The 14629-nt window shown below is 68.9% G+C and carries 15 protein-coding genes; 11 read left to right on the top strand and 4 right to left on the bottom strand.

Annotated features, from left to right (window positions below):
* The first annotated feature begins 51 nt into the window (after window positions 1-51).
* Entirely contained in the window at window positions 52-2880 is a 2829-nt protein-coding gene (locus ABZV40_RS40285; RefSeq protein WP_355454432.1) for a BTAD domain-containing putative transcriptional regulator, read from the top strand.
* A gap of 1 nt (window position 2881) precedes the next feature.
* On the opposite strand, the gene ABZV40_RS40280 is transcribed toward ABZV40_RS40285, so the two are convergent.
* Window positions 2882-3433, bottom strand: coding sequence for a hypothetical protein (locus ABZV40_RS40280; protein WP_355454430.1), 552 nt, complete (start codon window positions 3431-3433; stop codon window positions 2882-2884).
* Window positions 3434-3576: 143 nt separating this feature from the next.
* Between ABZV40_RS40280 and ABZV40_RS40275 the strand changes: the two genes are divergently transcribed.
* The 8 genes from ABZV40_RS40275 (at window position 3577) to ABZV40_RS40240 (ending at window position 9057) form a co-directional block, all read left to right on the top strand.
* Entirely contained in the window at window positions 3577-4044 is a 468-nt protein-coding gene (locus ABZV40_RS40275; protein WP_355454428.1) for a hypothetical protein, read from the top strand.
* Window positions 4045-4091: 47 nt separating this feature from the next.
* Window positions 4092-4850, top strand: a complete 759-nt coding sequence (locus ABZV40_RS40270) for an LLM class flavin-dependent oxidoreductase (protein WP_355454426.1) — start codon at window positions 4092-4094, stop codon at window positions 4848-4850.
* 75 nt (window positions 4851-4925) lie between these two features.
* Window positions 4926-5555, top strand: a complete 630-nt coding sequence (locus ABZV40_RS40265; protein WP_355454424.1) for a DUF4041 domain-containing protein — start codon at window positions 4926-4928, stop codon at window positions 5553-5555.
* 21 nt (window positions 5556-5576) lie between these two features.
* A complete protein-coding gene (locus ABZV40_RS40260; protein WP_355454422.1) occupies window positions 5577-6029 on the top strand; it encodes an SRPBCC family protein in 453 nt (150 codons plus the stop codon).
* Between the two features lie 31 nt (window positions 6030-6060).
* Window positions 6061-6792 (top strand): ABC transporter ATP-binding protein, encoded by a 732-nt coding sequence (locus ABZV40_RS40255; RefSeq protein WP_355454420.1) that lies wholly within the window; start codon window positions 6061-6063, stop codon window positions 6790-6792.
* Window positions 6792-7763 (top strand): hypothetical protein, encoded by a 972-nt coding sequence (locus tag ABZV40_RS40250; RefSeq protein WP_355454418.1) that lies wholly within the window; start codon window positions 6792-6794, stop codon window positions 7761-7763. Before ABZV40_RS40255 ends, ABZV40_RS40250 begins: the two co-directional genes overlap by 1 nt.
* 36 nt (window positions 7764-7799) lie before the next feature.
* Window positions 7800-8177: a GntR family transcriptional regulator gene (locus tag ABZV40_RS40245; RefSeq protein WP_355454416.1), complete on the top strand. Its 378-nt coding sequence runs from the start codon at window positions 7800-7802 to the stop codon at window positions 8175-8177.
* A gap of 19 nt (window positions 8178-8196) precedes the next feature.
* Window positions 8197-9057 (top strand): ABC transporter ATP-binding protein, encoded by an 861-nt coding sequence (locus ABZV40_RS40240; protein WP_355454414.1) that lies wholly within the window; start codon window positions 8197-8199, stop codon window positions 9055-9057.
* Here ABZV40_RS40240 and ABZV40_RS40235 read toward each other — a convergent pair.
* The 3 genes from ABZV40_RS40235 to ABZV40_RS40225 are packed head-to-tail and all read right to left on the bottom strand — an operon-like array spanning window position 9051 to window position 11985.
* Window positions 9051-10589 (bottom strand): NAD(P)/FAD-dependent oxidoreductase, encoded by a 1539-nt coding sequence (locus ABZV40_RS40235; protein WP_355454412.1) that lies wholly within the window; start codon window positions 10587-10589, stop codon window positions 9051-9053. The two genes, ABZV40_RS40240 and ABZV40_RS40235, sit on opposite strands and share 7 nt — an antisense overlap.
* Entirely contained in the window at window positions 10586-11449 is an 864-nt protein-coding gene (locus tag ABZV40_RS40230) for an NAD-dependent epimerase/dehydratase family protein (protein WP_355454410.1), read from the bottom strand. The genes ABZV40_RS40235 and ABZV40_RS40230 overlap by 4 nt, the downstream gene beginning before the upstream one ends.
* Window positions 11446-11985, bottom strand: a complete 540-nt coding sequence (locus tag ABZV40_RS40225) for a hemerythrin domain-containing protein (RefSeq protein WP_355454408.1) — start codon at window positions 11983-11985, stop codon at window positions 11446-11448. Before ABZV40_RS40225 ends, ABZV40_RS40230 begins: the two co-directional genes overlap by 4 nt.
* 211 nt (window positions 11986-12196) lie before the next feature.
* On the opposite strand from ABZV40_RS40225, the gene ABZV40_RS40220 reads away from it, so the two are divergent.
* Both ABZV40_RS40220 and ABZV40_RS40215 read left to right on the top strand, forming a co-directional pair.
* Window positions 12197-13435, top strand: coding sequence for an ABC transporter substrate-binding protein (locus ABZV40_RS40220; RefSeq protein WP_355454406.1), 1239 nt, complete (start codon window positions 12197-12199; stop codon window positions 13433-13435).
* 102 nt (window positions 13436-13537) lie between these two features.
* On the top strand, window positions 13538-14515 hold the full coding sequence (locus ABZV40_RS40215) for a hypothetical protein (protein ID WP_355454404.1): 978 nt from the start codon (window positions 13538-13540) through the stop codon (window positions 14513-14515).
* Window positions 14516-14629: the final 114 nt, after the last annotated feature.

Genomic DNA, 14629 nt, shown 5'->3' with positions numbered 1-14629 from the left:
TTCGCAATGTCGCGCAGAACTCCGTGAATGTTCAACACTGGTGGGGGCGCAGTGGAGGTCAGGATTCTGGGGCCGGTCGAGCCGTCGTTGCCGCCGAAGCCCGCGCAGATACTAGCGGTCTTGGCGGTCGAGTGCGGGAAGATCGTGCCGGTCGAGCGGTTGATCGACCTCATCTGGGGTGAGGAGCCGCCGCCGCAGGCCCGCAAGTCGCTGCAGGTGCACATCAGCAGCCTCAGACGGGCCGGGTTGCCGGTCGAGCACCGGGCCGCCGGGTACGTGCTGAACGCCGAGCCCGAGAAGGTCGACCTGCACCTGTTCCGCAGGCACGTCGCGCGGGCGGCCGACGAGACCGACCTCAAGGTCAAGGCCGAGACGCTGCAGAAGGCGCTCGGGCTGTGGCGCGGGGCGCCGGTCGTGTTCGCGCAGACGCTGGAGGTGCAACGGCTGGCGGCGGCCGAGGCGTGGGTCGACGCGGAACTGGCGCTGGGGCGGCACGCCGAGCTGATCGACCCGCTCGGGGCCTTGGTGTCCGAGTACCCGCTGGCCGAGCGGCTCAGGGGGCAGCTGATGTCCGCGCTCGCCAGGGCCGGGCGCCGGGCGGACGCCATGCGGGTGTTCCGGGAGACGCGCAAGGTGCTCGTCGACGAGTTGGGCGTCGAACCGGGCGAGCAGCTGCAGCAGCTCTACCGGGACGTGCTGGAGGGTGCGCGGGACAGCCGCCGCAACTACCTGCCGCGCGACGCCGGTGACTTCACCGGCCGCGACGAGGAGCTCGGCCGGCTGCTCGACAGCGACGGCGGCGTGTGGTGGATCGAGGGGCCGGCGGGCGTCGGCAAGTCGGCGCTGGCGAACCACGCGGCGCATCGGCTCGCGGACCGGTATCCGGACGGGCAGCTGTTCGTGGACCTGCACTCGCCGTCCGGGGCGCTGGACTCGTTGCTGCGCGCGATGGACGTGCCCAGCGAGCGGATTCCGGAGTCGGCGGAGGAACGCGCGGCACTGTGGCGGGCCACGGTCAGCGGGCGGCGCGTGGTGATCGTGCTGGACGGCGTCACGAGCGTGTCGCAGGTCCGGTCGCTGCTGCCGGGCAGTCCCGGCTGCCTGACGCTGATCACGAGCCGCAGCCGGTTGTGCGGGCTGGAAGGCGTGCGGCGGATCGCCCTCGACGTGCTGAGCGGCGACGAGGCTGTCACGTTGCTCAAGCGGATCCTCGGTGACGACCGGGTGGCCGCGGAACCGGAGCAGGCCCACGAGGTCGCGCGGCTGTGCGGGTATCTGCCGCTCGCGGTCAGGATCACCGGCGCGCGGCTCGCCGGGCGGGCGCACTGGCCGGTGTCGAAGCTGGTCAGGAGGTTGTCGGACGAACGCAGCCGGCTCGACGAGCTGGTCGCGGACGACCTCGCGGTGCGGTCCAGCCTGGAGCTCACGTACCGGGCGCTCGACGAGAACGCCCGGCGCGCGTACCGGGTCTTCGGGTTCCTCGGGCTGCCCGAGGTGCCGAGCTTCCTGTGGGCGCACCTCCTCGACGAGGACGTGCTCGACCAGCTCGTCGACGCGCGGCTGCTCGACGTCATCGGCAGCGCGCGGTACCGGATGCACGAGCTGGTGCGGCTGCACGCCCGCGAGCTCGCCGAAGCCGAAGACCCGAAGCAGGAACGCGAGGACGCCGTCCGGCGGGCCGTGGTCGCCGCCCTGTCCACCGTGGATGGACTGACCGAGCAGCTCTTCCTCGCCGTGCCGCGCATGCAGGATTTTCTCGGCGTCGTCACGACGGCAGCGCGCCCGACCGACAAGGACGCGTGGTTCGCCCGCGAGGAGAACCTGCTGACCAAGCTCGTCGAACGCGCGGCGGAGCTCGGGCTCGCGGAGATCGCGTCCCAGCTCGCCGAGGCGCTGGTGTTCGCCTGGTTCGGGCTCAGAAACCGTTACGAGGCTTGGGAACGAACGCACAAGGCGGCGCTGGAGGCAGTGTGGCGCAGCGGGGACATCAGGCTGGAAGCGGTGCTGCGCTGCAGCCTCGGCCAGATGCACTACAAGCGCGACAACCTCGCCGAAGCGCGGTCGTGGTTCGACACCGCGCAGACGTTGTTCGTGAACCTGGGCGACAAGCACGGCGAGGCCGTCGCGATGAACGGCATCGGCATGGTGTGCCGGGACCTCGGCGACTACCCGTGCGCGCTGGAGGCGCTGGGCAGGGCCCGTGAGCTGCTGGAGTCGCAGGACCTGGAGGGCGTGGCGCACGCGCTCTACGGAATCGGTTCCATCAAACGGGAACTGGGCAACGACGAGGAAGCTCTGCACACCCTCGCGCTCGCGGAGACGACCTACCGCGCGGCGAAGAGCAGAAGGGGCGAAGCCCTGTCGGCGCGGGGCATCGGGCTCGTGCACCGGGCAAGGGGGGAACTCGATCTGGCCGAGGAGCACATCGTGCGCGCCCACGAGATGGTCGCGGGCACCGGGGACGAGCTGCTCGGCTGCTACACCGCCCAGGGGTGGGCGAAGGTGCTGATCCGCAAGGGTTTGCTCGACCCGGCCGAACGGCTGCTGGCCACCGCGCTGGACGGCTGTCGCGACGTCGGCGACCGGTTCGGCGAGACGCTGGTGCGCCGCACGATGGGGGAGTGGCGGCTCGCGGCCGGTGATCACGCCGGTGCGCTGGTGGTGCTGACCGAGGCCCTGGCGTCGTGGACCGACCTCGGGCTGCCGTTGTGGCGGGCACGAACGCTCAGGGACCTCGGTGCGGCCCACGCCTGCCGGGGGGATGTCGCAGACGCGGACCGCTGCTGGGGCGAGGCCGCCGGCCTGTTCACGCGGCTGGGCACCAGGGAGTCGGGAGAGGTGCCCAGCTGGCGTGCTCAGTGGAGCCTCGTGATCAGCTGACTCAGTCGCGGATCTTGTTGTACTCCCACGGCGCGTAGCCGCCGTCCTTCAGCGACGCGATCGAGTCGATCTCGTGGTCCATGTCGTCGCGGGTGTTGCCCTCTTCGTAGATCCACACGGAGGTGTGAGCCGAGTTCGCCCACTTCTCGAACAGCTTGACGTGGCCGTTGCGCAGGATCATGTCGCCCGGCTCGAGGCTCGACCACGAGATCCGGGTGGCCACCTCGTCCAAAGTGCTCGTGGTGCGGCTGCTGGTCAGCTTCCACGCCATCGACACGAAGCCCGAGCAGTCCGTGCGGTACTTCTTGCCGTGGTTGACGTCCCACGCGTAGGCGGTCTGCGAGTACGGGACGTTGCGGTTCCACCAGTCCTTGGCCCGCGTGATGACCTCGCTGCGGTGGATGATGCCGCCGTACCCGGCAGCCGCCTGCTCCTGCGAGATGGGGGTCTCCGGCTCGGCGGGACCCTCCGGCATCGCGTTGGCGATGCCGGACAGGCCGGACAGCAGCCCGAGTGAGAGTGCGGTCGCCGCGACGGCGTGGCGAATGCGCATCGTTGTAGCTCCGATCGACTGGGTGATGACGACCGGGACTGTCCACTCACGCGCCAAAGATCGGCCTAAGGCCGGTTTAGGCGGCTCTTTACCGCTCCTTCCTAGCTTCTGCCCACCTTGCTTCGGGCAGAAGGAGAGAGAGCATGTTCGTTCGCATGATCGCAGCCGTGATCGCGATGTTCGCCGCGCTGCTGATGGGTGCGTCGATCGCGTCCGCGGCCCCGGCCAAGTACACCCACGCGCAGGCGACCGCGCAGCTGCGCGCGGCCGGCATCACCTGGTCCTCGAGCGGCAACTGCAGCGACCGCAACCGTTCGAACTGCACCTCGTTCGAGCAGATCAACCAGACGACCATCGCGGGCATCAAGACGTTCAAGAGCGCTTCCGGCTGCGCGGTGAACATCACCGGAGGCACCGAGACCGGCCACGCGTCGGGCACCTACTCGCACTGGAACGGGTACAAGGTGGACATCTCGCTGTCCAGCTGCGTGACCAACTACATCAAGAGCAAGTTCACGTCCATCGGCGGCGACAAGTGGAAGTCGAACGCGGGCAACATCTACTACTACGAGGGCAACCACTGGGACATCACGTACCACAGCGCCGGCTGATCCAACTCTGTTGCTGAACCACGGCCGCGGCCGGTAGTAGTGAACGGGTGATCACACTCGGCGCTGTCTACCGGCCTCAGCTTCCCCCTGAGAACCTGCGTTCCGTCGTCCTCGCCGCCGAGGAGTCCGGTGTGGACTCGTTGTGGTTGTGGGAGGACTGCTTCCTGGAGAGCGGCATCGCGACCGCCTCCGCCGCACTGGCCTGGACGTCCAGGCTGAACGTCGGTGTCGGACTGCTGCCGGTGCCGTTGCGCAACGTCGCGCTGACCGCGATGGAGGCCGCGACGCTGGACCGGTTGTTTCCCGGCCGCGTCACGATCGGCATCGGGCACGGAGTGCAGTCGTGGATGGGCCAGATCGGCGCGCGGGTGTCGTCGCCGCTGACGTTGCTGCGCGAGTACACCGGCGCGTTGCGGGCCTTGCTGGCGGGCGAACGGGTCACCTGCTCCGGTACTTACGTGTCGCTCACGGACGTCGCGCTGGACTGGCCACCGCACGCACCGATGCCGATCTACGTCGGCGGGCACGGCTCCAAGACCCTCGATCTCGCCGCGGAGGTCGCCGACGGCACGATCCTCGACGCCTCGGCGGACCTCGGCTGGATCCGCGCCATGCGGGCGTCGCGCGAGCACCCGATCGTCGTCTACGTCGAGACGGACTCACGGGACCGTGCGTACGTCACGGACCTGGTGACGCAGGTCGCCGAAGCGGGCGCTACCAGCGTGATCTTGCAGCAGTCGGCCACGAGCGAAGACCCCGAAGGTTTCGTTCGTTTTGTGGGTTCACTCGATGGTGTGAGTGCATAGCGCGCTAGATAACGGTGGATTCCTCCTTGCGATGGAACGGTCGTGGGCCTTTCGTCGCCGTTCGGGGAGGTAGACATGCTCGGGCGCAAGAACCGCCGGATCGCTGAGCTGGAGCAGGCCGTGGAAGGCCTGCAGGAGCTGCTCGCTCGAATCGGTGACGCCCGAACAGCGCAAACCGACGCGCTGGAGGAGGTCGGCCGCGCGGGTGCCGAGCTGGTGGCGTTGCGTCATCGGATCAAGAACGCGCGCGCTGAGCTGCAGCCGTTGAAGGAGGAGCTGACCTTCCAGCGGGCCGGGGTGTTCCGCACCGAGGCGGCCGCCGACCACCAGGCCCAGATCGACCTGATCCACGACGAGATGAAGACGCTGATCAAGACCGGTGCCGCGGTCGAGGGTGGCGGGCAGGTCACCTACAACGGGTCGGACGTCACCGGGCGGCGGCTCGTCGAGGACTGGTCGGCGCTGATGCTCCGCTCGTACAACTGCGAGGCCGAGAACTGCCTGCGCATGTTGCGCGCCGGTGGCCTGGACGCCGCCCGCAGGCGGCTCGATCGCGCGGCGTCGGCGATCGAGCGGCTCAGCGGCACGTTCGCCCTCCGGATCGCGCCGCGCTACCAGGCGTTGCGGACCTACGAGCTGGAGCTCACCGCCGACCACCTGCAGCGCAAGGCCGAAAGCCGCCGCACGCGCCGGATTGCCTCCTGATGCACGGGGTACCTCCTCGGCGTGGCTGAGGTTTCCCTGGACGTAGAAGCGCCCATCGACGCCGTCTGGACGGTGCTCGCCGACGGCTGGTCCTACGCGGGCTGGGTGGTGGGCGCGTCGCACATCCGCGACGTGGACACCGGCTGGCCCTCGCCCGGCACGCGCATTCATCACAGCGTGGGGCCGTGGCCGCTGGTCATCCAGGACACCACCGAGGTGGTGCGCTGCGAGCCGTCCCGCCTGCTGGAGCTGGACGCGCGGCTGTGGCCGGCGGGCGCGGCGCGGATCACGATCACCCTGCACGCGCGGTCGGCGTCGCTCACCGAGGTGCGGATGGCCGAGCAGGTCGTGCGCGGGCCGTCGACCGTGCTGCCGAAGTCCCTGCAGGACGTGATGCTCATTCCACGCAACAGGGAATCGCTGCGGCGCCTCAGCGCCCTGGCTCGCGGACGTGCGCAAACCCCCTTTCACTAGGTAACTAGTGAAAGGGTGATACGGTTGCTCCATGGGAGAGATGGAGCACCCGCCGGTCCTGGCGGAGAACCTGGGGAAGAAGTACGCGCGGGGCTGGGCGTTGCGGGACTGCACGCTGGAGATCCCCGCGGGCAGGGTGGTGGCGCTCGTCGGGCCGAACGGGGCCGGCAAGAGCACGCTGATGGGCATGATCACCGGACTGCTCCGCCCCACCACCGGTCGGATCACCGTGTTCGGCGACGTGCCGAACGGCCGTGGAATGCACCCCGCGGTGGCGTTCCTGACGCAGGCCAAGCCGCTGTACCCGCAGTTCACGGTGGCCGAGACGCTGCACTACGGCCGCAACGCCAACCCCGGCTGGGACCAGGAGTACGCCGAGGAACTCGTGCGCCGGGCGCAGGTGCCGTTCGCGGCGAAGGTGGGGACGCTGTCGGGCGGTCAGCGCACGCGGGTCGCGCTGGCGCTGGCGCTGGGGAAACGGCCGCGGCTGCTGATGCTGGACGAGCCGCTCGCCGACCTCGACCCGCTGGCGCGCGAGACCGTGCTGCAGACGCTCGTCGAGGAGTGCCGGACGCACGACATCACGGTGCTGCTGTCCTCGCACGTGCTGGCCGAGCTGGAGAACGTGTGCGACCACCTGGTGCTGCTGACGTCGGGCCGGGTGCGCCTCGCCGGTGACGTCGACCAGCTGTTGCGGGAGCACGGCGAGTCGCGGCTCAGCGAGCTCGCGCTCGCCCACATGCGCGAGGAGGTGGCGGCCTGATGACGTGGATCGTGTGGCGTCAGCAGCGCCCGATGTTCATCACGCTCGCGATCGGGCTGGTCGTGGCGGTGGCGGCCGTCCTGTTGCTGCGGGCGGGAATGGTCGCGGATCTGACCGCGCGCAACCTCGTCGACTGCGCGGTGAAGGGACTGGACTCGTGCCGCGGCCAGGCCGCCAACGACTTCCAGAACGCGTGGTTCGACAAGATGCACCTCGCCCAGGGCGCGGTGATGGCGGCACCCGTGCTGATGGGGATGTTCGTCGGCGCGCCGCTGTTCGCGCGGGAGTTCGAGCAGGGCACGCACGCGCTGGCGTTCACCCAGTCGGTCAGCCGGACGCGCTGGACGGCGACCAAGTTCGTCGTCGCCGCCCTGCCCGCGCTGGTGTTCGTGGTCGTGTTCCAGCTCGTCGTGCAGAGCTGGCTGTCCGCGGCGGGCAAGCTCGGACCGCTCGCGACCGGCCCGTTCTACTTCACGACCTTCGAGGCGCAGGGCGTGTCGCCGGTCGCGTACACGCTGTTCGCCTACACGCTCGGCATGTTCGCCGGCGCGCTGTTCAAGCGGACGCTCGTGGCGATGACGTTGACGCTCGGCCTCTTCGTCGTCGTGCGGTTCGTGGTGACCGGGATGCGCGAGCTCCTGATCAGCCCGACCCGCGTGGTGTCCGACGACCCGTCGAAGTCCGCGGTCGCCGACTCCGGCCCGCTGGTGGTGCACCAGGGCTTCCTGGACGCCAAAGGCGCGGTGGTCGCCGACTCGGCGCCGCTGATGAACTGCGCCTCGAAGGGCGACGCGCCGGTCGTGAAGGATTTCGCGGCCTGCTACAAGAAGAACGGCCTCGCCCAGTCGTACGCCGACATCATCCCGGCGGACCAGGCGGGGCTGCTGCACCTGCTGGAAGCGTCGATCTTCGTCGGCGCGGCGGTGCTGTTCGCGCTGGGCGCGGTGTGGGCCGTGCGCAGGCAGGTGTGACCAGGAGTGGACGGGTGGACACCTATGCTGAGCGGCGTGATCGAGTTTCGCATCGATCGGCACTCGGGGGTGTCCACCTATCTCCAGATCGCCGCACAGGTCAAGCAGGCCATGCGGATGGGGCTGCTCGGCCCCGGCGACAAGCTGCCGACGGCACGGGAGGTGGTGGAGGCCACCAGGGTCAACCCCAACACCGTGCTGAAGGCGTACCGCGAGCTCGAACACGAGGGCCTGGCCGAGGGCAGGCGGGGCATGGGCACGTTCATCACGGCCTCCCTCGCCACCTCCTCCGCCCGCCCGGACGCACCGCTGCGGCAGGACCTGGACCAGTGGATGGGCCGCGCGGTGGAGGAGGGCCTGTCGTCCGACGAGGTCGACGCGATCTACACGGACGTGCGTTCCGCACACTACTAGTGTCCATTGTGGAGTTTCGATGAACGACAGTCCGGTGCACGCTCACGGCGTGGCCAAGCACTTCGGCCGCGTGCGCGCGCTCGACGACTGCAGTTTCTCGTTGCCTCCCGGCAGCGTCACCGGCCTGGTCGGACCGAACGGGGCGGGCAAGTCGACGTTGCTGTCGTTGATCGCGGGACTCGCCCGGCCGACGCACGGCTCGGTGAGCGTGCACGGGACTCCTGTGCGCGGCCGCATGCACCCGGACGTTTCGCTGCTGACGCAGAAACGCCCGTTGTACGAGCAGTTCACCGTCCACGAGATGATGCGGGCAGGCGCGGCGATGAACGACCGCTGGTCATCCGCGCGTGCCTTCGAGGTGCTGGACCTCCTTGCGGGCGTGGACAAGGACGCTCCCGTGCGCACGTTGTCCGCCGGCGCGCGCACGCAGGTGGCGATCGCGTTGGCGTTGGGCAGGCTGCCGAAGGTGTTGCTGTTGGACGAGCCGTTGTCCGACCTCGACCCGTTGGCGCGCGACGAAACGTTGCGGATCGTCATGACCGAGGTCGCGGAACGGGGCACTACAGTGCTCTTGTCGTCGCACCTGCTCACCGATCTCGGCGATGTCTGCGACCACCTGCTGCTGCTCGACGAGGGGCGGGTGCAGGTGGCCGGGGAGATCGAGGAGATCCTCGACGAGCACCGGGTCCTGGTCGGGCCTGCCGGGCTGGAGCTGCCGGTGGACGGCCTCGTCGACTCCTCGCACACGGCGCGGCAGACGACCGTGCTGGTGCGGGGCGGGGACGTGCCGGCCGGCTGGGAGGCGACGCGGCCCGATCTGGAGGCGCTGGTCATGGGGTATTTGAGGGCCTCGCGGACGCGCAGGTCTGCGCGTCAGTAGATAGCCTTCTGCAGTCCCTGAACCAGGGTCCGGTAGACCTCGCCCGCCGCACCCCACCGCGCGAGTGCCGCCCGTGCCGCGTTCGCGCCCGCCGCGCCGTGCACACCGCCGCCCGGCCAGGCCGACGACCCCGCCAGGTACAGCCTGTCGAACGGGGTGTCCGCGCGGCCGAGGCCCGGCACCGGGCGGAAGATCAGCTGCTGGTGGATGGCCGACGTGCCGCCGTTGACCGAGCCGATGTCCGCCGGGCCGAGCACCGAGCGCTGCAGGATGCGGGAGCGGAAGCCGGGCGCGCGTTCCTCGATCATCAGCTCCACGCGGTCGGCGCGGCGCTTCAACCGGTCCGGCGTCCAGTTTCCGCCCAGCGGCACGTGGGTGTACGCCCAGGCGGCCTCGGTTCCGGCGGGGGAGCGTGACGGGTCGGTCGTCGTCATCTGGCCCATGACCATGAACGGGTTGCGTGGCACCTTGCCGCACGCCAGTTCGTGGGCCACGGTGGCCAGGCCGTTGACGTCGCCGCCGAGGTGGACGGTGCCCGCCTGCGCGGCTTCCGGGTTGGTCCACGGGATCGGGCCCGACAGCGCCCAGTCGACCTTGATCGTGTCGCCGTCCCACTGGAACCGCTTCAGGTCCTCGGCGAGCCGGGACGGCAGGGCGTCGGCGCCGATCAGGTCCAGGTACAGCGAAGGTGCGGTCACGTCGGCGAGGACCGCTCGGCGTGCGCGCACAACGGATCCATCGGCCAGACGCACGCCAACGGCGACGCCGCGCGCATGCAGTACGGAGGTCACCTGTGCGTTCGTTTCGACGCGTCCGCCGAAGCGGCGCACCAGAGCCGCCGTCAGTTCGCCCGCGCCACCGCGCGGGACCGGGTTGCCGACCTCCTGCGCGAGCATGGCGAGCAGCCAGCCGAAGCCCGCGCCGCCCGCCTGGTCCGGGCCGAGGTCCGTGTGCATCGTGTTGCCTGCCAACAACACACGTGCGCCTTCGCCTTCGAAGAGCTCTTCGCCCAGACGGCGCACCGGCAGCGTGAGTGTGCGCGCCAGGCGTAATGCGCCGCCGACGCCTGCGGCCTTCAAGAGAGAAAGTCCGCCACGCACCGGTGGGAACGGACGCAGCAGCGAGTTGATCACGGCGTCACGCACGGACAGCCAGTGCGCGTACTCCGCCTGCCAGCGGTCGGCGTCGGCGTGCGCGAACGCGCCGACGGACTTGGCGGTGGTTTCGACCTCACGAGAGAGAAGCGCCACGCGGTCGTCGGGCAGGACGTGGGCGAGCACGGCCGGTGCGTGCTGCCACTGCACGTCGAGGTTCAACGCGCCGAGGACGGGCGAGCCGAGGCCGAGGGGGTAGAACGCGCTGTAGACGTCGTTCGTGAAGCCCGGCGCGGTGATCTCGGCGGACGTGACGGCGCCGCCGGGCGTGGCGCGCTGCTCCAGCACCAGGACGTCCCAGCCCGCGTCCGCCAGCAGTGCCGCCGCGACCAGGCCGTTCGGGCCTGAGCCGATGACGACCGCGTCCACCTCGTTCACGCACGCCTCCCCATTGCTGTGACCACTTCGCGCAGCACATCACGCGCGTCGTGTTCGGGCCACCATTCCAGATCTTGGTGCGCGCGGGTGGTCTTCACCAGAGGAGCCTGATCGGCCATCCGGACCCACTCGGTCGTGAGCGGCTGCAGGCCGAGCTTCGCCGTCGCGCCCGCCAGCTTCTCGACCAGCGGATACGGCACGGGGAGCCGCCCGGCGCCCACGAGGTCGGCGATCATCGGCGCCGTGAGCACCGGTTCGGAAGCCAGGTTGTAGGCACCCAACGCCTTGAGTCGCACGATCTGCACGATCGCGCGCGCCACGTCGTCGGAGTGCACGAGCTGCAGGCGCAGTCCGTCCCACAACGGCATGGGCAGCAACGGCAGCAAGCGAGGGGAGAACCAGCGGCTGAGCAGCCACCGTCGCAGCTGCTGAGCCGCCGACGCCTGGCCGATGCCGCACGGCCTGATGACCGTGCACGGCAACGGATAGCGGCTGATCATCTCCTCCAGCCGCACCTTGTGGGCGCTGTACGTGCTGCCGGGAATGCCTGTCGTGGGCCACGTTTCGTCCACACGGCTGTAGCGCGCCGCCGGTGCGTAAGCCGCGACCGACGACGCGCAGACCAGGTGGCCGACCTCTTCTTTGACGCAGGCAGCGAGCACGTGTTCGCTGCCGTCGACGTTCGTCTCGCGGTCTGTCGGTTTGATCGCCCACGCCAGATGCACCACGACGTCGGCACCGCGAACGGCGTCCCTCAACGACGACAGCGTGCGCACGTCCACGCCGACGTCATCGAAGTCGAGGTGACGCCGTAGCGCGGTGCCGACGTTGCCGGTGCCACCGGTGACGACGATCCTCACCCGAGCACCTTGCGGATCGCGTCCCGCGCCTTGTCGACCACCGCCACGAGCGGGCCGACGGCCAGGTTCGCGACCGGGCTCTCGACGCCGGGGTGCGGGCGGGTCGGCGCGATCGCCTCGGCGGCCTCCACGGCCTTCGCCATCCGTTCGAGACGCGCCTGGTCGTGGACCTTGCGCAGCAGCGGGAACTCGGCCTGCTCCTCGTGGTCCGCATGCGCGAGCACGTCGTCACGCAGCTGCACGAGCAGAGTGTCGAAGCCCTCGGCGTTGGGACCCATGTCGTTCATCGTGCTGAGGAGCTCCTTGGCGCGTCGCTCCTCCGCGACCCGTGCGTCGACGACGGACTCTCCGCCTGCCACGCGCGCGACAGCGGGATGGACGATTTCCTCCTCCGCGGTCTCGTGAATCGAAAGCAGGCGCACGAGCCGATGCCATGCATCGTCGCGTTCGTCGCCGGTGGCGGTCTCAACCTCGGCGAACAGCGTGCGGATGGTCTCGTGTTGGCGGTGCAGCAGCGTGATCACGTCATCAGCCATGCCGCGGGGATACCCGAAAAGTGATCGACAACGCCGTATCTCACTTCGTTCGGCACCGAAGAGCTAGCACAGCGAGTAATCGAACGGTAGTTACATGAACCTGACAATCCTGTGTTACGTACCACATAGAGGAGGCAATATGTGACTGCTCAACGAATACTGAGCTACCGCTTAGTATGTTCGCTGCTGATCTTTCGAACAAGGACGCTGCATGCCCTTCCGTCGCCGTGTACTGCCCACCGCCCTAACGCTTGCCGTCCTGGTGGCTGGCTGCGGCGCGAAGGAAGACCAGAAAGCCCAGGTCAAGACAGGCCCAGGCGTGACGGCCGACACGATCTCGCTCGGCATCCTCACGGACATGACAGGCCCGTTCAAAGCGTCCGCGCTGACCAGGATGAAGGGCTACGAGCTCTACCTGAAGCAGATCAACGACCGCGGCGGCATCTGCGGTCGCAAGGTCGAGCTCAAGGTGAAGGACCACGCGTACGACGTGCAGAAGGCGCTCGACGCCTACTTCGACCTGGAACCGCAGGTCCTGGGGCTGCTGGAGCTCGCGGGCACGCCGATGACCGCGGCCATCGAGCCCGACATCATGCAGACCCGCACGCTGACCGCGCCCGCGTCGTGGGCCGCGTCGCTGCTCGGCAACCCGCACATGATGATCGTGGGCACGACCTACGACCTCGACGTGATCAACGGTCTCGACTACTACAAGCGCCACGGCGTCATCAAGGAAGGCGACACCGTCGGCCACATCTACGTCCAGGGCAGCTACGGCGACAACGCACTCGAAGGCTCCACGTTCGTGGGCGACCAGTGGAAGATGAACATCGCCAAGCAGCCCATCGGCGAAACGACCGCGGACCTCAGCCAGCAGATGGCCGCGCTGAAGGCCCAGGGTGCCAAGGCGATCGTGCTGAGCACCGCCCCCGCCCAGACCGCGGCCGCCGTGGGCGTCGCCGCGGCGATGAAGTGGGACGTGCCGTTCATGCTCAACATCGTCGGCTACGACCCCGCGCTGCTCGACTCGCCCGTCGCGGCCGCGGTCGAGAAGCAGGTCTCCGTGGTGACCTCGGTGGCGCCGTTCACCAGCACCCAGCCGGGCCCGCGCGAGGTGGCGGCGGCGTTCAGCAAGAACTACCCCAACGACAAGCCCGCGCTGTACGTCGACCACGGCTACACCGTGGCGAAGGTGTTCCTCACGGTCGTCGAGAAGGCCTGCAAGAACGGCGACCTCACGCGGGACGGCGTGCTGAAGGCGTTCCACGACACCAGCGGCCTGGACACCCAGGGGCTCACCGGTGAGCTGCACTACTCGCTGGTCGGGCGGCCCTCGTCCACGCAGTCGTACATCACCAAGGTCGACCGGTCGGCGCCTGGCGGTCTGACGACTGTGGAGGAGCTGTTCGAGTCCGGCCTGGTGAAGCTCAAGGGCACCCGCGCCAGGTAGGTCTAGGTGGATGAAGGGCGCCTTCATCCACCTGACGTGGATGAAGGCGCCCTTCATCCACGACGCGCCGGAATTGTCAGGGCTGCTGGGCACCATGGGCTCATGGAACGAGGTAAATGGGCCCGTGTTGAAGATCAGCTCTGGCAGCACAGCCGTTTCGGGGTGATCAGGGCGTCGGAACTCGAGAGGCTCGGAGTCGGGCAGACAACCACGTACCGGCAATGCCAGCCGGGTGGTCGTTGGCGTCGCCTGCTACCCGGAATCGTGTTGCTCGACCGGGCGCAACCGACAGCGCGGCAGCGTATCGAAGCGGCGTTGATGTTCGTGAGACACGACGCTCTCGTCACAGGTCTGAACGCAGCACGTCTCTACAACCTGCGTGCCGGCCCTGATCCGGAGTTCGTGCACGTTCTCGTACCTCACAAGTACCGCGTGCTCAGCTCTGGGTTCGCTGTGGTGGAGCGAACGGCGTTCTTTCCGCCTGCGTTCTTTCGCGACGGTGTTCCGCTGGCCCCTCCCACGCGTGCCGTTCTGGATGGAGTGCGTCGTCTGCGGGATGTCGGTCCCGTGCGCGCTCTGCTGATCGAATCCGTTCAGAGCGGGCTAGCTGACCCGATCGAACTACGTCGTGAGCTGGACACAGGCACCAAGCGAGGGACCGCCCTGCCGAGGCGAGTGCTGAACGAGGTCGATCTGGGCGTGCGGTCGGTGGCCGAAGCAGACGCAGTGGAGATCTGGCATCAAGCTGGACTGCCGATGCCGCATCGCAACGCGGTCATCGTCGACGCGGAGGGCCGTTACGTCGGCATGCCGGACACGTGGTGCGACGAGGTCGGGCTGGCTTGGGAGATCGACAGCAACGAGTTCCACTACAGCAAGGGCGCGTACGCCAAGACGCTTGCGCGCAACTCGAGATATGCAGCGATTGGTATCAGTGTTGTACAGACTCTGCCATCGCGCTTGCGTGCTGAGCCTGAGGCAGTGATCGCGGAACTTCGCGCCGCTTACGCCGTCGCGCTGGCGCGCCCCCGGCCGCCTGTCCACATGAAGAACTCCGGGGCGACCTCGCAGCGGGTGTGAGGAACGATGAAGGGCGCCTTCATCCACCTGACGGGGTGTAAGGCGCCCGTCATCGGTGGGGGGACGTGGCGAAACCGGCCTTGGGGAGTGGGTCCGCCATCGACCCGGTCGCGG

The sequence above is a fragment of the Lentzea sp. NPDC004782 genome, assembly GCF_040609115.1.
Classification (GTDB): domain Bacteria; phylum Actinomycetota; class Actinomycetes; order Mycobacteriales; family Pseudonocardiaceae; genus Lentzea.
This window is presented reverse-complemented; position numbering and strand designations above follow the sequence as displayed.